General features: G+C 68.3%; 22 protein-coding genes. 11 read left to right on the plus strand and 11 right to left on the minus strand.

Annotated elements, in window-relative coordinates; all coding sequences use genetic code 11:
• Positions 1-37 precede the first annotated feature (37 nt).
• The 5 genes from hflX to miaA form a co-directional block, all read right to left on the minus strand.
• On the minus strand, positions 38-1528 hold the full coding sequence (gene hflX, locus ncot_RS16285) for a GTPase HflX (protein WP_168618545.1): 1491 nt from the start codon (positions 1526-1528) through the stop codon (positions 38-40).
• 122 nt (positions 1529-1650) lie between these two features.
• A complete protein-coding gene (locus ncot_RS16290) occupies positions 1651-2427 on the minus strand; it encodes an SDR family NAD(P)-dependent oxidoreductase (protein ID WP_168618546.1) in 777 nt (258 codons plus the stop codon).
• Positions 2428-2437: 10 nt separating this feature from the next.
• Positions 2438-3280 (minus strand): diaminopimelate epimerase, encoded by an 843-nt coding sequence (dapF, locus tag ncot_RS16295; RefSeq protein ID WP_168618547.1) that lies wholly within the window; start codon positions 3278-3280, stop codon positions 2438-2440.
• Positions 3281-3301: 21 nt separating this feature from the next.
• Positions 3302-3826, minus strand: coding sequence for a dihydrofolate reductase family protein (locus ncot_RS16300; protein ID WP_168618548.1), 525 nt, complete (start codon positions 3824-3826; stop codon positions 3302-3304).
• Between the two features lie 156 nt (positions 3827-3982).
• Entirely contained in the window at positions 3983-4912 is a 930-nt protein-coding gene (gene miaA, locus ncot_RS16305; RefSeq protein WP_168618549.1) for a tRNA (adenosine(37)-N6)-dimethylallyltransferase MiaA, read from the minus strand.
• Positions 4913-4982: 70 nt separating this feature from the next.
• Here miaA and ncot_RS16310 point away from each other — a divergent pair, with 70 nt between their 5' ends.
• The 4 genes from ncot_RS16310 to ncot_RS16325 all read left to right on the plus strand — a co-directional run bounded on the left by ncot_RS16310 (position 4983) and on the right by ncot_RS16325 (position 7527).
• Positions 4983-5186 carry an antitoxin gene (locus tag ncot_RS16310; RefSeq protein ID WP_168618550.1) on the plus strand — a complete coding sequence of 68 codons (204 nt, stop codon included), beginning with the start codon at positions 4983-4985 and terminating at the stop codon, positions 5184-5186.
• Between the two features lie 159 nt (positions 5187-5345).
• Positions 5346-5813 carry an NUDIX domain-containing protein gene (locus ncot_RS16315; protein WP_168618551.1) on the plus strand — a complete coding sequence of 156 codons (468 nt, stop codon included), beginning with the start codon at positions 5346-5348 and terminating at the stop codon, positions 5811-5813.
• An 89-nt stretch (positions 5814-5902) separates the two neighbouring features.
• Complete coding sequence (locus ncot_RS16320) at positions 5903-6244, plus strand: hypothetical protein (protein WP_168618552.1); 342 nt, start codon at positions 5903-5905, stop codon at positions 6242-6244.
• A gap of 233 nt (positions 6245-6477) precedes the next feature.
• Complete coding sequence (locus tag ncot_RS16325) at positions 6478-7527, plus strand: type IV toxin-antitoxin system AbiEi family antitoxin domain-containing protein (protein WP_168618553.1); 1050 nt, start codon at positions 6478-6480, stop codon at positions 7525-7527.
• Between the two features lie 94 nt (positions 7528-7621).
• Here the strand turns inward: ncot_RS16325 and miaB are convergent, their stop codons facing one another.
• The gene (gene miaB, locus ncot_RS16330; RefSeq protein WP_168618554.1) at positions 7622-9184 is read right to left on the minus strand and encodes a tRNA (N6-isopentenyl adenosine(37)-C2)-methylthiotransferase MiaB; all 1563 of its coding nucleotides are present in this window, start codon (positions 9182-9184) and stop codon (positions 7622-7624) included.
• Positions 9185-9376: 192 nt separating this feature from the next.
• Here miaB and ncot_RS16335 point away from each other — a divergent pair, with 192 nt between their 5' ends.
• From ncot_RS16335 to ncot_RS16350, 4 genes are all read left to right on the plus strand, one after another.
• Positions 9377-10105, plus strand: coding sequence for an amino acid ABC transporter ATP-binding protein (locus tag ncot_RS16335; protein WP_206065401.1), 729 nt, complete (start codon positions 9377-9379; stop codon positions 10103-10105).
• Positions 10106-10161: 56 nt separating this feature from the next.
• Complete coding sequence (locus ncot_RS16340) at positions 10162-11031, plus strand: glutamate ABC transporter substrate-binding protein (protein ID WP_168618556.1); 870 nt, start codon at positions 10162-10164, stop codon at positions 11029-11031.
• Positions 11032-11111: 80 nt separating this feature from the next.
• Positions 11112-11759, plus strand: a complete 648-nt coding sequence (locus ncot_RS16345; protein WP_168618557.1) for an amino acid ABC transporter permease — start codon at positions 11112-11114, stop codon at positions 11757-11759.
• Positions 11756-12619, plus strand: coding sequence for an amino acid ABC transporter permease (locus ncot_RS16350; protein ID WP_168618558.1), 864 nt, complete (start codon positions 11756-11758; stop codon positions 12617-12619). The genes ncot_RS16345 and ncot_RS16350 overlap by 4 nt, the downstream gene beginning before the upstream one ends.
• A 72-nt stretch (positions 12620-12691) precedes the next feature.
• On the opposite strand, the gene ncot_RS16355 is transcribed toward ncot_RS16350, so the two are convergent.
• The gene (locus ncot_RS16355; RefSeq protein WP_168618559.1) at positions 12692-13165 is read right to left on the minus strand and encodes a hotdog fold domain-containing protein; all 474 of its coding nucleotides are present in this window, start codon (positions 13163-13165) and stop codon (positions 12692-12694) included.
• A 129-nt stretch (positions 13166-13294) separates the two neighbouring features.
• Here ncot_RS16355 and ncot_RS16360 point away from each other — a divergent pair, with 129 nt between their 5' ends.
• Positions 13295-14257, plus strand: a complete 963-nt coding sequence (locus ncot_RS16360) for an acyl-CoA desaturase (protein ID WP_168618560.1) — start codon at positions 13295-13297, stop codon at positions 14255-14257.
• 159 nt (positions 14258-14416) lie between these two features.
• Positions 14417-15061, plus strand: coding sequence for a TetR/AcrR family transcriptional regulator (locus tag ncot_RS16365; protein WP_168618561.1), 645 nt, complete (start codon positions 14417-14419; stop codon positions 15059-15061).
• Positions 15062-15065: 4 nt separating this feature from the next.
• On the opposite strand, the gene ncot_RS16370 is transcribed toward ncot_RS16365, so the two are convergent.
• The 3 genes from ncot_RS16370 to ncot_RS16380 are packed head-to-tail and all read right to left on the minus strand — an operon-like array spanning position 15066 to position 16794.
• Positions 15066-15599, minus strand: coding sequence for a TIGR03086 family metal-binding protein (locus tag ncot_RS16370; RefSeq protein ID WP_168618562.1), 534 nt, complete (start codon positions 15597-15599; stop codon positions 15066-15068).
• A 23-nt stretch (positions 15600-15622) separates the two neighbouring features.
• Positions 15623-16012 carry a VOC family protein gene (locus ncot_RS16375; protein ID WP_168618563.1) on the minus strand — a complete coding sequence of 130 codons (390 nt, stop codon included), beginning with the start codon at positions 16010-16012 and terminating at the stop codon, positions 15623-15625.
• A complete protein-coding gene (locus ncot_RS16380; protein WP_168618564.1) occupies positions 16009-16794 on the minus strand; it encodes a methyltransferase domain-containing protein in 786 nt (261 codons plus the stop codon). The genes ncot_RS16375 and ncot_RS16380 overlap by 4 nt, the downstream gene beginning before the upstream one ends.
• A 92-nt stretch (positions 16795-16886) precedes the next feature.
• Here ncot_RS16380 and ncot_RS16385 point away from each other — a divergent pair, with 92 nt between their 5' ends.
• The gene (locus ncot_RS16385; RefSeq protein WP_168618565.1) at positions 16887-17378 is read left to right on the plus strand and encodes a MarR family transcriptional regulator; all 492 of its coding nucleotides are present in this window, start codon (positions 16887-16889) and stop codon (positions 17376-17378) included.
• Between the two features lie 28 nt (positions 17379-17406).
• Here ncot_RS16385 and ncot_RS16390 read toward each other — a convergent pair whose 3' ends face one another.
• Positions 17407-18135 carry a hypothetical protein gene (locus tag ncot_RS16390; RefSeq protein WP_168618566.1) on the minus strand — a complete coding sequence of 243 codons (729 nt, stop codon included), beginning with the start codon at positions 18133-18135 and terminating at the stop codon, positions 17407-17409.
• Between the last annotated feature and the right edge of the window lie 120 nt (positions 18136-18255).

Consider the following 18255-nt stretch of genomic DNA (forward strand, 5'->3'; position numbering starts at 1 on the left):
TTGTCCCCCAGCCACGCCCACGTCGTGGCCCTTTTGTTCAGACGGCGTACGCCGCCAGCTCGCCGGCCAGCCCCTCGTGGGCCCGGCCCTTGACGAGACTGCCCTCGGCGGTGTGCTCCAGGGACTCGATCTCGCCCTGCTGGTGCAGCTTGTTGATCAGGTCTCCGCGCTCATACGGCAGCAACGCGCTGAACGCGACGCTCGGCCGGGGCAGCTCGGACTCGATCAGCGCCAGCGCCTCGCGGATGCCCTCCCCGGTCTTCGCGCTGACCACGACCGAGTGCGGTTCGCGGGCCCGGAGCCGGGCCAGCACCATCGGGTCGGCCGCGTCGGCCTTGTTGACCACGATCAGCTCGGGGACCTTGCTCGCCTCGATCTCGGCGAACACCTCGCGCACGGCCGCGATCTGGCCCTCGGGATCGGGGTGCGACCCGTCGACGACGTGCAGGATCAGGTCGGAGTCGGCGACCTCCTCCAGCGTCGAGCGGAATGCCTCGACGAGCTGGTGCGGCAGGTGGCGGACGAAGCCGACCGTGTCGCTCATCGTGTAGATCCGGCCGTCCGAGGTCGTCGTACGCCGGGTGGTCGGGTCGAGCGTCGCGAACAGCGAGTCCTCCACCAGCACCCCGGCGTCGGTGAGCCGGTTGAGCAGCGACGACTTGCCGGCGTTGGTGTAGCCGGCGATCGCCACCGACGGGATCGCGTTGCGCTGGCGCTCGGCGCGCTTGGTGTCGCGGGTGCCCTTCATCGCCTTGAGCTCGCGACGGAGCTTGGCGATCTTGGTGTTGATCCGGCGCCGGTCGGTCTCGATCTTGGTCTCACCGGGGCCGCGGCCACCGATGCCCTCGCCGCCGGCCGCGCGGCCACCTGCCTGCCGGGAGAGGTTGCCACCCCAGCCACGCAGTCGCTGCTTCATGTACTGCAGCTGCGCCAGCTCGACCTGTGCCTGGCCCTCCTTGCTCTTCGCGTGCTGGGCGAAGATGTCGAGGATCAGGGCGGTGCGGTCGATCGCCTTGACCTTGAGCTTGTCCTCGAGGTTCCTCAGCTGGCTGGGCGCGAGGTCGCCGTCGAGGATCACCGTGTCGGCACCGGTGGCCTGGACGATCTCGCGCAGGCCGTCGACCTTGCCGCGGCCGATGTAGGTCGCGGGGTCGGGCTTCTGCCGTCGCTGGTAGACGTTGTCGAGCACCTCGGAGCCGGCGGTCTCGGCCAGCAGGGCGAGCTCGGCCATCGAGTTCTCGGCGTCCTCCACGGAGCCCTCGGTCCACACCCCGACGAGCACGACCCGCTCGAGGCGCAGCTGGCGGTACTCGACCTCGGTGATGTCCTCGAGCTCGGTGCGCAACCCGGCGACCCGGCGCAGGGCGTGGCGCTCGGCCAGGTCCTGGTCGCCGGTGGTGAGCTCGGGGTCGGGTCCGTCCGCGGAGACCACGTCATCGGCGTAGCCGGACTCGAAGTCCTCGTCGTCCCACGCGTCGGTCTCGGCGAGCTCGGCGTCGAGGGAGAAGTCTTCAGATGCGTTCGTCATATGCCCTCAAGAGTAGGCCCCTCTCAGGCCTTGCGCTAACGGTTTCAGTGGCGGCCCGGCCCGGATGGGCGTGCTCCTGGGCGCTCGGACCGACGAAGGTTCGGGTCAGACCGGCCCGCGCCTCACTTGGGGGGCATCCGGATGCCGCCGTCGACGCGAATGACCTCACCGTTCATGTAGGAGTTCGTCACGCACTCGATGACCATGCTGGCCAGCTCGTCCGGGACGCCCAGGCGCTTGGGGAACAGCACGCTCTCGCCCAGCTTGGCCTTGAACTGCTCCGAGGCCTCGCCCTCGCCGTAGATCGGCGTGTCGATCAGCCCCGGCGCCACCGTGTTGACGCGGATCCCCGCCGAGGACAGGTCACGGGCGATCGGCAGGGTCATCCCGACGACGCCGCCCTTGGAGGCCGAGTAGGAGGCCTGGCCGATCTGGCCGTCGAAGGCGGCCACCGAGGCCATGTTGACCACCACCCCGCGCTGGCCGTCGGCGTCGGGCTCATTGCGGCTCATCGCGGTGGCGGCCAGGCGCAGTGCGTCGAACGTGCCGATCAGGTTGATCCCGATCACCTTGGTGAAGGCAGCCAGGTCGTGGGCCGAGTCGAACTCGCCGTCACGGCCGATGGTGCGCTGCGCCCAGCCGATGCCGGCGGAGTTGACCAGCACCCGGAGCGGGCCGAGCTCCGCTGCCTTGGCGACCGCGTTCTTGATCTGCTCGGTGTCGGTCACGTCGACGCCGACGAAGGCACCGCCGACCTCGTCCGCCAGGGCCTCGCCCTTCTCGGCGTTGAGGTCGGCGACGACCACCTTCGCGCCCTTGGCGGCGAGCTGGCGGACCACGGCAGCACCGATTCCCGAGGCGCCGCCGGTGACGATTGCACTTGCTCCTGTGATGTCCATGCCGGGGAGCCTAGAGCGTGGTGATGCCCTCTGCCACGAGTCTCGCGGTTCCGGTCATCAGCACCCGGTCGTCCTCGGTCCAGGTGATGCTCAAGGTCCCGCCGGGGACGTCCACGACGTACGCCGTGCCGCGCTCGGCACCGTCTGCCTGCGCGGCCGCGACCATCACCGCGCACGCGCCGGTCCCGCACGACCGGGTCTCGCCCGAGCCGCGCTCGTGCACGCGCATCGCCACGTGCTGCTCGCCGCGGCGTACGACGAACTCGACGTTGACGCCGCCGGGATAGACGGTTGCGTCGTACGTCGGCCCCTCCAGCAGCGAGCCGGCGTCGTCGAGCGACTCGACGAACGTGACCGCGTGGGGGTTGCCCATGTCGACGTTGACCGCGGGCCAGGTGTGCTCGCCGACGGTGACCTTCGACTCGGCACCGAAGGTGGGAGCGCCCATGTCGACCGTGATCGCGACGTCACCGTCGTCGGTCGCCGCGAACGTGACGGTCTTGATGCCGTCGCGGGTGGCCACCTTGAGCGGCTCACGCGGATCGATCGAGGCGTGGGTGGCGAGATAGAGGGCGAACACGCGGACCCCGTTGCCGCACATCTCGCCCACGGAGCCGTCGGAGTTGCGGTAGTCCATGAACCACCGCGCCTCGCCCCGGGCGGCGACGGCTGCGGGGTCGTCGGTCGCGTCGGTGCGCACCACGCGGATCACGCCGTCGCCACCGATGCCGGCCCGGCGGTCGCACAGTCGCACCACACGCTCGGCGGTGAGCTCGAGGAGCCCGTTGGCGTCCGGCAGCAGCACGAAGTCGTTCTCGGTGCCGTGCCCCTTCACGAAGGCGGTGTCAGTCACCCGACCATTGTCCCATCCCGCTCAACGCACCACGGACCAGCGCCCACACATGAAGTCGCGGTTGCGCGCCACCTCGACCAGCTCGAGGTCCAGCTCGCGGGGCAGGAGCGGCGCGCCGGAACCCAGGGTGACCGGGGCGTACTGCACCCACACCTCGTCGAGGAGCCCCTCGTCGGCGAACTGGCCGACGAGGTCGCCGCCCCCGACGATCCAGATGTTCTTGCCGGCGGCGGCCTCCGTCATCTCGCGGTGCACCTCGGCGACCGGCGCCTGGGTGAGGTGCACGTCACCGCCCCCGCTCTTCGCGGGCAGCTCGCGGTGGGTGAAGACCCAGGTCGGGCTGGTGTAGTCCCAGGTCTCGTGGTTGCCCAAGATCCACTCATAGGTCGTCGCCCCCATCACCAGCGCGCCCTTCTCCTTCCCGAACTCGGGGTAGGCCATCGGCCCCTCCAGGTCGATGTCCTGGCGGAAGAGCCACTCGAGCGAGTTGTCCTTCGTGGCGATGAACCCGTCGAGACTGGATGCGGTGTAGTACTGCGTGACCATCTGACCAGTGTGCGCCCACTCCGCCCCCGGCCTCCACCCCTCACCCCACACCGAGTAGCGCGGTGTCCATGTCACTTCGCAGGCGACTGGTCGCGTGTTGAGTGACAACAGCACCACACAAGTGCTGGCGTCGGAACCGGCGCGACCTGCGGCGACTCACCCGCGGATGGCGTCGACCGCCCGGTCCACCAGGTCAGGGGCGTCCCACGGCAGCCAGGTGATCCGTGGGTCCTTGCGGAACCACCCGTCCTGCTTGCGGGCGAAGCGCCTGGTCGCGGTCTTCGTCCGCTCCTTCGCCTGCTCCAGGGTCAGCTCACCCGCGAGGTACGCCGTCACGTCGGGATAGCCGATCGCCCTCGAGGCCGTGACCGCGTCGGCCAGTCCGTGGTCCAGCAGCCGGGAGACCTCGTCGACGAACCCGTCGTCGAACATCTGCTCCACCCGCTGCCCGATGCGTACGTCGAGGGTGTCCCGGTCGATGTCGACACCGATCTGGTGCGCGTTCTCCACGGCGTACGCGAGCCTGGGCAGGCTGGCCGAGTAGGGCTCGCCCGTGATCATCACGACCTCGAGCGCCCGCACGACGCGACGTCCGTTGCTGGGGTGGATTCCCTGTGCTGCTTGGGGATCCAGCTCCCTGAGCCTGGCATGCATCGCGCCGGACCCGTCGGCCTCGAGCGCCTCCTCGAGCCCTCGTCGTACGTCGGCATCCGTGCCGGGGAACTCGAAGCGGTCGAGCACGGCGCGGGTGTAGAGCGCCGAGCCGCCGACCAGCACCGGCACGACCTCGCGGGCGCGCAGGTCGGCGATGGTGTTCCTCGCCAGCCGTTGGAAGTCGGCGACGGTTGCGATCTCGTCGATGTCCAGGACGTCGAGCAGGTGGTGAGGGGTGTCGCGGCGCTGGTCAGGAGGCAGCTTGGCGGTGCCGATGTCCATGCCGCGATAGACCTGCATGGCGTCGGTGTTGACGATCTCGCCACCCAGGCGCTCCGCCAGGTCGAGGGAGAGCCCGGTCTTGCCGGCCGCCGTCGCCCCGACGACCGCCACCACCGGGATCTCGTCGTGGGGTGAGACTGCCGCAGACATGGGCTTAGTCTTCCAGAGTCACATGTCGTGTCGCGAGCAGTGCGACCGATCGAAGCGAATGGAGCAGATCATGGGTTTCCTGGACAAGCTGAAGGGCAAGGCGTCCGACGCTGTTGACCAGCACGGCGACAAGATCGCCGACGGTCTCGATAAGGCCAAGGACTTCGTCGACGACAAGACCGGCGGCAAGCTCGGCGACAAGGGCGACGTCGTCGTCGACAAGGCCAAGGACGCACTCGACGGCCTCGACGGGAAGAACGACGACATCAAGTGACCCACCCGCAGGTTGCCTGAAGAACCTGCAGGGTGCCCAGCCCGAGTCCGGCGGCCTCGGCGAGAGCGGCACCACCGAGCGCGGCGAACCAACGACACCGGCACCACCGAGGGCGGCCTCGTCGTGGTGGGCCGGTGCGCGCGCCCTAGGCTCAGCGCCATGGTTGAACGATTCGCCGTCATCCCGGCCGCCTACGTGTTCCTGCTGCGTGACGGTGAGCGTGGCACGGAGGTGCTGCTCCAGCTCCGCCAGAACACCGGGTACATGGACCAGCACTGGGCCGCCGCCGCCGCCGGGCACGTCGAGCAGGGCGAGACCGCCTTCGCAGCCGCTCAACGCGAGGCCACCGAGGAGCTCGGCATCACCGGCATCGACCTCACCTTCGTCACGTCCATGCAGCGCAGCCAGGGCGGTGCCCCCATCGAGGAGCGCATCGACTTCTTCTTCACGGCTCGTTCGTGGTCCGGCGAGCCAACCGTCATCGAGCCGGAGAAGTGCGTGGAGATCGCCTGGTTCCCCCTGAGCGCCCTGCCCGAGCCCGTGGTCCCCCACGAGCACCAGGTTCTCACCGGGCTCCGCGAGGGCCAGGTGCCGGCGTACTCGACGTTCGGCTTCACCAGCTCCTGATCACCCGGCCCCTCGGGCGCCTGCCCCTCCCACCACGAAGTGGCTAGGGTCGACTCGTCAACGTCGACCCCGCTCGAGAGGAAGTTCTCATGTCCGATCAGGAAGAGCAGCCCACCACGGAGGCCGAGGAGACGACCGACTCCGACACCTCGGCGTCGGACGACGCTGCAGGCACCTCGCCGGCGCCCGAGCCCACGAGCGAGGAACCGCAGCTCTTCCCCGGTGGCGTGGACTCGATCGACGACCCGAAGTACGGCGACACACCCGGCGATCCTGTCTCCCGCGACCTCGACCCCGACAACAATCCCGCGATCAGCGAGGACGCGGTTCCTGACGAGATCACGGAGCCCGACGACAAGCAGCAGGAGCCGGACAACGGGGAGGCCGACCTCGACGCCGGCCAGACCGGGGAGTCCGAAGAACCCGCCTGAGCCACTCATCTGACTCATCCGCCTGTCCCGACCGGCGGTTTCGCCCATGCCGAGGGGCGATGGCAGAGGTGCGCGCGGTTTGCTGTCACCAGGTGACAGCAAACCGCGCGTCATCGGGCCTGTCGCCCAGCCGTGCACCTCGCTGCACCGCTCCCCACGCTCACGACGCGGGTTCTCCACAGCCCGGGGAAGAGCCCGTGGCGCGCACGATCTCCGCATCCGACGATCGTGGGATGAAACGCTTGCAACGACTGCTCAACGAGCAGGACGGCGTGGTGAGCCGTCAACAGATCCGTGCGCTCGGGCTGACCGACAACGACCTGCGCCGGTTCCTGCGCAGGCGTGAGCTCGTTCAAGTTCATCCGGGCGTCTACGTGAACCACACCGGCCCCTTGACCTGGCACCAGCGGGCGTGGGCCGCGGTCCACCATGCCTGGCCTGCTGCGCTGTCCCACGGCTCGGCCCTCCGCGCCGCACAGGGGCCGGGGCGCCGCAACGACATGGACGACGACCCGATCGACGTCGCCCTGGGACACCGCCGCACCATCGTGCAGCGAGACGGCGTGATCCTGCACCGCATGGTCGGGCTCTCGTCGCGGGTGCAGTGGAACCGCTCCCCACCTCGGCTGCGGATCGAGCAGGCGGTGCTCGACCTGGCCGCCGAGTCAGCGAGCGAGCTCGACGCCGTGGCGGTGCTGGCCGGCGCGGTCTCCGCACGCCAGACAACGGCGTCGCGGCTCCTCCACGCACTGGGGCAACGCAAGAAGATCGCCCGCCGCAGGTTCCTGGCCGACGTGCTGGTCGATGTCGCCGAAGGCACCTGCTCGGTCCTCGAGCACGGCTACCTGACGCGCGTCGAACGACCTCACGGGCTGCCCACCGCGGTCCGTCAGGCGATCGACCTGAGCCGCGGCACCCTCTATCGCGACGTGCTCTACGAAGACTTCGACCAGGTCGTCGAGCTCGATGGACGGGTCTTCCACTCAGGTGCCCAGAACCGCGATCGGGATCTCCGCCGCGACCTCGATGCCGCGGTCGACGGGCTCAACGGTGTTCGGCTCGGCTGGGGCCAGGTCTTCGGTGATCCGTGCGCCACCGCACGCAAGGTCGCCCTCATCCTGCAACGACAGGGCTGGTCCGGCGAACCCACGCCGTGCACCAGCTGCAGGCCGGCCAGGTCACGCGACTCAGACCGGGACACGCGTGGATTGCAGTCACCTGGTGACAGTGAATCGCGCGCAAACCCGCCAACGTCGGCCTCGGGACCTGAGCACGCCGCGTGAAGCAGCGGGCGCAGACGGTTCAGACAGGTGGTTCAGGCCGGCAAGCAGGCAGGTGGTTCGGCCGGCCAGCAGGCAGATGGTTCAGGCTGGCGGTTCACGCCGGCGAGCAGGAGGGCGCATCCGGCAACGGCGCGGGAACCCCGATCGACGGCATGCCGAGACCCACGCCCTTGGGGGCGGACGAGCGACCCTCCCACGCATCGCCGGCGCGGGTCCGGCGCACGGACTGCACCGCCTGGTCGGCGATCAAGTGGTGCGGGGCCGCCTGGGTGATCGTCACCGTGACCATGTCGCCGGGGCGGAGTGGTCTCGAGTTGGTTCCTGAGGAGGCGAGGGACGAGCCGTCTCGAAGGGCGCTCGTTCCTCGCTCCTCAACCACCGCTGGGTTGAAGTGCACGAGCCGGTTGTCGGGACCTCGCCCGGAGAGCCGGTGGGTGGCGGAGTCCTTGCGGCCCTCGCCCTCGGCCACCATCAGCTCGACGGTGGTGCCGACGAGCGCCTTGTTCTCCTCCCAGGCGATCTCGTTCACGACCGCGACAAGGCGCTGGTAGCGATCCGCCACCGCCTCGGGCGCGACCTGGTCGTCGAGCGTGGCCGCCGGCGTGCCGGGACGCTTGGAGTACTGGAAGGTGAAGGCGCCCGAGAAGCGGGCCTCACGCACGACGTGGAGCGTCTCGAGGAAGTCCTCCTCGGTCTCGCCGGGGAAGCCCACGATGATGTCGGTGGTGATCGCAGCGTCCGGAATGGCAGCGCGCACCCGTTCGATGATGCCGAGGAACTTCTTCTGGCGATAGGAGCGCTTCATCTCACGAAGCACCTTGTCGGAACCGGACTGCAGCGGCATGTGCAGCTGCGGCATCACGTTGGGAGTCTCGGCCATCGCCTCGATGACGTCGTCGGTGAACTCCGCGGGGTGCGGCGAGGTGAACCGCACCCGCTCGAGACCCTCGATCTCGCCACAGGCGCGGAGCAGCTTCGAGAACGCCTGGCGGTCGCCGAACTCGACGCCGTACGCATTGACGTTCTGCCCGAGAAGGGTGACCTCGGTGACGCCGTCGGCGACCAGGGCCTCGACCTCGGCGAGGATCTCGCCGGGACGACGGTCCTTCTCCTTGCCGCGCAGGGCCGGCACGATGCAGAACGTGCAGGTGTTGTTGCAGCCGACCGAGATCGACACCCACGCGGCGTACGCCGAGTCGCGCTTGGTCGGCAGCGTGGAGGGGAACACCTCGAGCGACTCGAGGATCTCGACCTGCGCCTCCTGCTGCACCCGGGCGCGCTCGAGCAGCACCGGCAGCGAGCCGATGTTGTGGGTGCCGAAGACGACGTCGACGTAGGGCGCCTTCTCGGTGATCGTGGCGCGGTCCTTCTGCGCCAGGCAACCGCCGACGGCGATCTGGAGGTCGGGGTTCTTCGCCTTGATCGGCGCGAGGTGCGAGAGGTTGCCGTAGAGCTTGTTGTCGGCGTTCTCGCGCACCGCACAGGTGTTGAAGACGACGACGTCGGCCTGCTCGCCGGAAGGAGCGGCGGCGTACCCGGCGGTCTCGAGCAGCCCGGTCAGCCGCTCGGAGTCGTGGACGTTCATCTGGCACCCGTAGGTGCGGACTTCGTAGGTGCGTGGTGCCGCGGTGCTTGCCCCGGTGATTGCCTCAGTCATAACGGCTCTAGGGTACGGCGACACCCGCACGGCCAGCCATTCGAGTGGGGCGACCACGCGGGGCCGGGACACAATTCGGTTTCAGTCGGCGCACATCGAGGGTCTTGTGGCCCACGTCACAGGATTTCCCGCTAGGTTACGCAGATGACTTTGGCTGAACAGGAGTCCACGGCTGCGCAACCTGGCGAGCCGTTGGTCGTGCTCGACGGCGTGAACAAGTGGTACGGCGAGCTGCACGTGCTCCAGGACATCAACCTGACGATCAAGCGCGGCGAGGTGGTCGTGGTGATCGGGCCGTCGGGCTCCGGCAAGTCGACGTTGTGCCGGGCCATCAACCGCCTCGAGTCGATCCAGAAAGGATCGATCACTCTCGACGGCAAGCCACTCCCCGAGGAGGGCAAGGCACTGGCCGCCCTGCGCGCTGATGTCGGCATGGTGTTCCAGAGCTTCAACCTGTTCGCCCACAAGACCATCCTGCAGAACGTCACCCTCGGCCCGATCAAGGTCCGCGGGACCAAGAAGGCCGCGGCCGCAGAACGCGCCAAGGAGCTCCTCGACCGCGTGGGCATCGGCCACCAGGCTGCCAAGTTCCCGGCCCAGCTCTCCGGAGGCCAGCAACAGCGCGTGGCCATCGCGCGGGCCCTGGCGATGGATCCGAAGGTGATGCTCTTCGACGAGCCGACCTCGGCGCTCGACCCCGAGATGATCGCGGAGGTCCTCGACGTCATGGTCGACCTGGCCAAGCAGGGCATGACGATGGTCGTGGTCACCCACGAGATGGGTTTCGCGCGCACGGCGGCAGACCGGGTGATCTTCATGGCCGACGGCGCCATCGTCGAGGAGAACACCCCGGAGGAGTTCTTCACCAATCCACAATCCGATCGCGCCAAGGACTTCCTCGGCAAGATCCTCAAGCACTGACCACACCTGCAGAGCGAAGCGAGCCGGGTCACCGGCCACGAAGATGGAGGAGCACGATGCGCGCAACCAAATGGAAAGCGGCCCTGATTGTGGCCAGCCTGGCCCTGTCGTTGTCAGCCTGCGGTGAGGACAAGGCCGACGAGGGTGTCGCCGACGTCGAGGACACGAGCTTCGACGCGGGCACCACGATGGCCAAGCTCCAAGATGCCGGGAAGATCACGATCGGCACCAAGTTCGACCAACCTCTGTTCGGACTCAAGGGCCCCGATGGCGACCCCGAGGGATTCGACGTCGAGATGGGCAAGATCATCGCCGCGAAGCTGGGAATCGAGGCCGGTGACATCGAGTGGGTGGCCACGCCCTCCGAGATCCGGGAGACCTCCATCTCCGACGGTCGCGTCGACATCGTGATCGCGACCTACACCATCAACGACGATCGCAAGAAGCTGATCGACTTCGCTGGTCCCTACTTCAACGCCGGCCAGATGCTCATGGTCACTGCGGACAACGACGAGATCTCCAGTGTCGACGACCTCGACGGCAAGACGGTGTGCAGCGCCCGCGGTTCGACGCCCGCGCAGAACATCAAGGACAACTACCCCAAGGTGAAGCTCGAGCTGCCGGCGGAGTACAGCGACTGCCTCGAGCCACTGCGCAACGGCCAGGTCGACGCGCTCACCACCGACAACGTGATCCTGTCGGGCTACGTGGCCCAGAACGAGGGTGACTTCAAGCTCGTCGGCGACCCGTTCACCGAGGAGCCCTACGGCATCGGTCTCAAGAAGGGCGACGACGAGTTCCGTGACTTCCTCAACGATGTGATCGAGGAGTCCTACGACAACGGTGAATGGGAAGACGCCTGGGAGAAGACTGCGGGCACCGTGCTCGACCTGCCGGCCGAGTTCCCGAAGGTCGACCGTTACTGATCCGGCACGGTTGATCCGGCCCTGAACAGGCGTTGGTCGTCCCGGGAGAGATCCCGGGACGACCTCCACCAAGGAGGAAGATGGACGCGCTGGTCGACAATCTCGACCTGATCCTCGAGGCGTTCTGGACCACGATCCAGCTGACCGTGGTGGCCGCGATCGCCGCACTGATCCTGGGCACGGTCCTGGGCACGATGCGCGTGTCACCGATCCCACCACTGCGGTGGTTGGGCGCGGCCTACGTCGAGATCATCCGCAACACGCCGTTGACACTGGTCTTCTTCTTCATGGTGTTCGTGGCCCCGCAGGTCGACATCCTGGTGGAGTTCAAGACCAGCGCCTACGTGGCCCTGTCGGTCTACACCGCAGCGTTCGTCTGCGAGGCCGTGCGATCCGGCATCAACAGCGTCTCGACCGGTCAGGCAGAGGCAGCCCGCGCGATCGGGATGACCTTCAGCCAGAGCATCGGCACGGTGATCCTGCCGCAGGCGATGCGCACCATCGTCCCGCCCCTGATCAACATCTTCGTGGCCCTGACCAAGAACTCGAGCGTGGCGGCGGGCTTCTTCGTCACCGAGCTGTTCGGACAAGGGCGCACCCTGGCCATCGAGAACCCGAGCGAGGGCATGTGGTTCCTGGCCGGAGTCGCGTTCTTCTATCTCGTCATCACCATCCCAGCCGGCATCGCTGCCGGGCATCTCGAGCGGAAGGTGGCGATCGCACGATGAGCTCCGTCCTCTACGACATCCCGGGACCACGGGCCCGCCGGCGCATCCTGATCGGCAGCATCATCGGCGGATTGGTCCTCGTCGCGCTTCTCGGCCTCGCCCTCAAGAGGTTGTCCGACAACGGCATCCTCGGTTCGCCGAGCTGGGAGGTGCTCACCTACCCCGAGATCTGGGAGTCCCTCGGGCGAGGGCTGCTGGCCACCCTGAGGGCCGCCGCGCTCGCCGCCGTGCTGGCTGTTCTCCTCGGCGCAGTCCTCACCGCACTGCGCCTTTCACCCACCCGCTGGCTGAGCTGGCCCGCAGCCACCTTCACCGAGCTGTTCCGCGGCCTGCCGGTCCTGTTGCTGATGTTCGCGCCGTTCGTCATCTCCACCACGATCAGTCCCTTCACCGCCGTGGTCATCGGGCTGACGCTCTACAACGGGTGCATCATCGCCGAGATCCTTCGCTCCGGCGTGGTTGCCCTTCCGAGCGGTCAACGTGAGGCAGGGCTTGCCATCGGGCTCACCCCGGTGGCCACCCTGCGCGCGATCGAGTTCCCCCAGGCGGTGCGCATCATGCTCCCGACCCTGGTCAGCCAGATCGTCGTGCTCCTCAAGGACACGTCCCTCGGATACATCGTCACCTACGAAGAGCTGCTCACGACGGTGAAGACCCTGCGAAACTTCTACTCCACCAGCTTTGGCAGCGAGGTGCTCTTCCCGATCTTCTTCGCCGGCGCGGTCATCTACATCCTGGTCAACATGACCATCTCGCAGGTCGCGAGCTGGTTGGCACGCCGCGGCAACAAGAAGGCAGCCCGGGCACCGCTGGGTCGTGAGGACCGGCCGACCGCCGGTGGCGTGGGCGGAGCTGCCTGACGGCCGCGTCCGTCGCGCTTGAGGTGGTGGCGGGGTGAGACCCCGCGGGCCAGCAGACGTTCGAAGGCCTGATCAACCCTTCTTGGGGGGCTTGGGCGTCACCCAGAGCTTGATCACGCCGTTGAAGCACTCGACGCCGTCCAACGTCTGCGCCTTGACCCGCACGTGCAGGTCGGGGTCGTCCCCGGTCCACTGCTCGTTGTCGGTCTCGGCGACGACGGTGATGTCGGAGTCGGCCTTCGCGGTGTAGTTGATGTCCATCCCCTTGGGGATCCACCGCTTGTCCTTGGGGATCGTCACCTCGGCCAGCGCGCCCATCGCCGCCTCGGCCCCGTTGCACAGCGCGATCGCGTGCACCGTGCCGATGTGGTTGTGCACCGCGCGACGCTTCGGGATCGTGAGCTCCACGTGATTGGGCTCCACGACCTGGAAGGTCGGCCGGATCGTCGCGAAGTACGGCGCCTTCTGACTGAAGGCCAGCGAGAACGCCTTCTTGCCCATCGGCACTGCCGACATCGTGTTCCACATGTCCAGAATTGAGACCATGGCCTCATGTTACCCACAAGTAACCACCGGGTGGAAGGTGGCTCCGGCCACATCGGCCCTGCCCAACCTACGGTCGCGTAGGTTACGGTGGCCGCGAGAACTGAAAGTCACCGCAGCAGGAGAACACTTGTGGCCACGTCCACCAGACACCCCGATGAGGACCTCCAACTCGCCACTCGTGGCGGGGACGAACAGTCGAAGCTGGAGCAGTTCGCCCTGGCCCTGTTCATCCTGGTCCCCTTCATCGCGCTGATCGCCGCGGTCCCGATCGCGTGGGGAGGCTGGCTGACCTGGCTCGACGTGGCCATCGCCGTGCCGATGTACTGGATCGGGCTGCTCGGGGTGACGGTCGGCTTCCACAGGTACTTCACCCACAAGTCCTTCAAGCCCAACCGTGGCGTCAAGATCGCGCTGGCCGTCGCCGGCTCCATGGCGGTCCAGGGCCCACTGATCCGCTGGGTCGCCGACCACCGCAAGCACCACAAGTTCTCCGACCGCGACGGTGACCCGCACTCCCCCTGGAAGTACGGCAGCAGCGTGCGCGCCCTGGGCAAGGGCATGTTCCACGCCCACATCGGTTGGCTCTTCGACGAGGAGCAGACCCCGCAGCGCAAGTACGCGCCCGACCTGATGAAGGACAAGGACCTGGTCCGCATCTCCAAGGACTTCTGGTTCTGGACCCTGCTCTCCCTCGCGATTCCGCCGATCATCGGCGGCCTGGTCACGATGTCCTGGACGGGCGCCCTCACCGCGTTCTTCTGGGGCTCGCTGATCCGGGTCGGGCTGCTGCACCACGTGACCTGGTCGATCAACTCGATCTGCCACACGATCGGCGAGCGCCCGTTCGTCTCCCGCGACAAGTCGGCCAACGTGTGGTGGCTGGCCATCCCGTCGGGCGGTGAGTCATGGCACAACCTGCACCACGCGGACCCGACCTGTGCCCGTCACGGCGTGCAGAAGGGGCAGGTCGACGTGTCCGCCCGGGTGATCTGGATGCTCGAGAAGGCGGGCTGGGTCAGCGACGTGCGCTGGCCGGTCAAGGAACGCATCGAGGGCAAGCTGGTCAAGAACCAAGCGAAGGTCGCTGCCTGAGTCAGCGTCTCGACCTCGCGGCCCGGTCCCGCACCCAGCAGTGGTTCAGCTGCCTGAAGGCCGCGTGCGAGAAGGCATGCGCAGGTCACGCCCGCCGGCGGCCGGCCACAAACCGCCGGGGCACGCGCGGCCGCACCGGGCACCTGTCAGGATGGGGCGATGTCGAACTCCAGCAACGCCCGCAAGGCGGCGCCACGCAGCCGGATGACCGCCGCTGGCCGCCGCGAGCAGCTGATCGACATCGCCCGCACACTGTTCGCCGAGCGCGGCTTCGACGGCACCTCCGTCGAGGAGGTCGCCACCCGGGCCGAGGTCTCCAAGCCGGTGGTCTACGAGCACTTCGGCGGCAAGGAAGGGCTCTACGCGGTGATCGTCGACCGTGAGGTCACGATGCTGCTCACGACGATGCGCCAGGCCCTCACCAGCGGCACCTCGCGGGTGCTGCTGGAACAGGCGGCCGTCGCACTGCTCGACTACATCGATGCCCAGCCCGACGGCTTCCGGATCCTCGTTCGCGACTCCCCCATCGGGGCCCAAGGAGCCAGCTTCCAGTCGATCATCGGCGACACGGCGACCCGCGTCGAGGGCATTCTGGTCGACCAGTTCAAGAAGCGCGGACTGGACGCCAAGATGGCGCCGATGTATGCCCAGATGCTGGTCGGGATGATGGGCACGACGGGACAGTGGTGGCTCGCCGCCGGACGCAGGCCCGCCAAGCAGGTGGTCGCCACGCACATCGTGAACATGGCCTGGAACGGACTCGCCGGGCTCGAGAAGAGGCCCCGACTGGTCAGCGAGGGCTGACCGATCAGGGTTGGCGCCCGGCGAACGCCGCCAGCCGGTCGACGTACGACGCGGACGCGGAGATCTCGACCCGCTCGCCGAAGGCCTCACCTCGCAGCTCGTCGGTCAACGAGCCCTCCATGAAGTCCAGCCCGCACTGCGCCACTCCCTCGTCGAGCGGTCGCGGGTAGCCGGCGGCCCGGGCCAGGTCCCAGGCATGCACCGCCAGCTCGGCCACCTGCATCGGAATGGGCAGGTTGGCGCCGTCCTCGCCGACCTCGTGCCAGTGGTGGAGCAGGTCGTCACCCCGCTCGCGGAACTCCTCGGCCCAACCGGGGGCGTCCGGCACCGGAGCGTTGGACCAGTCGACGTCCACCCCGCGAGCGGCCGCGAGGAAGTTGCCCGGCGTCGCGGTGAGGTGGCCGACCAGGGTGCCGACATCCCAGTCGGCACACGGCGTGGGTTGGGAGAACTGTTCCTGGCGGACAGCCGCGAGCACGTCGCCGGCCTGGTCGATCGCCCGCGACAGAAGGGGGATGGAACCGGTTGCTGTGGTCATGTCAGTTGCCTCCGGCAACGACACTAGCCCTCCTGCGCGAGGACTTCGACCCTGTTGCCGTGGGCATCGCGGGAGTGGAACCGCTGGTGGCCGTCGAAGGTGCGGCGCTCGTTCCAGTCGACCTCGAAGCCGAGCTCGCGCAACCGGGCACCCACCTGCTCCAGCTCGTGGAGCGAGTCGAGCAGGAAGGCCGGGTGGGCCTTGCGGGCGGCGACGAACGGCTCCTCGACCCCGATGTGGAGCTCAGCCACGGTCTCACCCCGGGCGTCGTGCGAACGGAACCAGCACCCACCTCGTGTCGCCAGCTCGGCGGGCTTGCGGACCTCAGCGAGGCCCAGACCGTCGCCGTAGAAGCGTCGAGCACCGTCCTCACCCCCGGGCGGGCAGGCGACCTGGACGTGGTGGAGCCTCATCCGGACACCTCCGGGGCCTTCTGCGCGACCACGAAGACGCGCCGGAAGGGCAGCAGCACGCCTGCCTCCTCGGGCGGGTACGCCGCGCGGAGCCGACGCCGGAACTCCTGCGTGAAGGTCGCACGCGTGCCGTCGTCCGGCAGCGCCTGGAGGGTCGGCCGGGCACCCGTGCCGCTGACCCACTCGAACACCGCGTCCGGCCCGTGCAGGACGTGCAGGTAGGTGGTCTCCCACGCGTCGACCACGAACCCGAGCCCGGCGAGCCGGCGCTGGTAGTCGGCCGGATCGTGGGAGCTGGGCACCGCGACCCCGGCCAGGTGGGGCGCGAACCGCTCGTCCGCGGCCAGCTCGGTGCGGATCGTGTGACTGGGCTCCGCGAAGTTGCCGGGCACCTGGAAGGCGAGCCAGCCGCCCGGCTTCACGGCAGCCGCCAGGTCGGGGAGGAGATCGAGGTGGCCATCGACCCACTGCAGCGTCGCGTTGGAGACGAGTACGTCGACGGGCTCGGCGTCGCGGGCCCAGTCGCGCAGGTCGCCGACCACGAAGGTGACCCCGGCACCGGTGGGTGCCGCGGCGATCATCTCCGCACTGCTGTCGACGCCGACGACCGACGCGTCGGGCCAGCGAACGGCCAGGCTGGTGGTGAGGTTGCCCGGCCCACAGCCGAGGTCGACGACCCTCTCGGGCGCGTCGGCACGGACTCGTCCGACGAGGTCGAAGAACGGACGGCCCCTCTCATCGGCATAGGTGAGGTATTGGCTCGGATCCCATACGTGGCTCATCCACACTCCCATTTATCTTGACATCAAGACATTTTCAGTCTCGCCCAGCACTTTCTCGATGTCAAGATTCTTGATCAGTTAGGCTGATCGGCATGCGGGACGAAGTGGACGACCTGGTCGATGCCTGGGGGCGCGAACGATCCGATCTCGACCTCGGCCCGATCGAGGTCTTCAGCCGGATCAGTCGCCTGGCCCGCCTGCTCGACCTGGCTCGCCGGACAGCGTTCACCGACCACGACATCGAGTCGTGGGAGTTCGACGTACTGGCCGCCCTGCGCCGCGCGGGCGGCAACTACGAGCTCTCCCCCGGCAAGCTGATCAAGGAAACCCTGGTCACCTCCGGCACGATGACCAACCGCGTCGACCGGCTCGCCTCCCGCGGCCTGGTCGAGCGGCTCCCCGACCCCAACGACCGTCGCGGCGTCCTGGTCAAGCTCACCCCCGAGGGACGAGCCGCGGTCGACGGCGCGTTCGAGGCGCTGGTCGACGCCGAGCGCGAGATCCTCGCCGATCTCTCCTCACGCGAACGCAAGCAGCTGGCCAGCCTGTTGCGCTCGCTGATGACGCCCTTCAGCCAGACCTGAGCAGCCAGACGTGAGCAGCCAGACCTGGTCAACCAGCCGGCCACGGCGTCACGTCGATGATCTCCAGGTCGAGACGGTTGTCCTCGGTCGACTCCCCGATCGGCTCGAGGTGCACCACGATGCCGGTCTCCACGTCGAGTGCGACGGCATACGCCTCGGGATGGACCCGGTTCGGGTCCAACGGCCAGTCGTCGTCGTACTCGTCCCTGTCGGAGATCTCCGACCAGAGCAGCGCGCAGCAACCACAGGTGGGGTCGTAGCCCTCGACCGGCTTGACCCGCGCCCGCCACACCGGGCGACCGCGGTGCTCGTCGGCGCGCAGGTCGGTGATCGAGGTGTGGTCGCCGAGCTCGCGGGGGTCGAGCATCGCCACCCAGTGGTAGTTCACATACATCGGGTCGCCGTACTCGATCGCCACGAACGTGCCCTCGCCCTCCTCGAAGTCATCGGGGCGCTCGGCCACCAGCCCGTCGGCACGTCGGACCGGCTCCACCTCATGCGGCCAACGCCGGATCAGCCTGGGTTTCGACGGCGGCACCTCCCCCTCGGTCCACGACACACCGATGACACCCGCGGAGTCCTCGAGGCGGTTCTGCTCGACCGTGGCACGCCCTCGGGAATCCACGACTCGGAGCACCCCGGGCCGGTTCACCCAGGCCTCCACCGAATCCTCGCCGTGGCGCCGGAAGTGCAGGCCCTGCCAACGCCACGGCGAGCTGCGAGCCAGAGCGCGGAAGGAGTCCTCGGTCAGTTCCATGACGCCAGCCTGCCCCAACGACCGAGGCAGTCGCGACTGGTCAACCGGCTGGTCACGGGCAGTGGCAGTCGATCGGGGACGCCGGCGACCGATGACGGACACGGATCACTGTCACCCGGT

It is taken from the genome of Nocardioides sp. JQ2195 (genome assembly GCF_012272695.1).
Taxonomy (GTDB): domain Bacteria; phylum Actinomycetota; class Actinomycetes; order Propionibacteriales; family Nocardioidaceae; genus Nocardioides.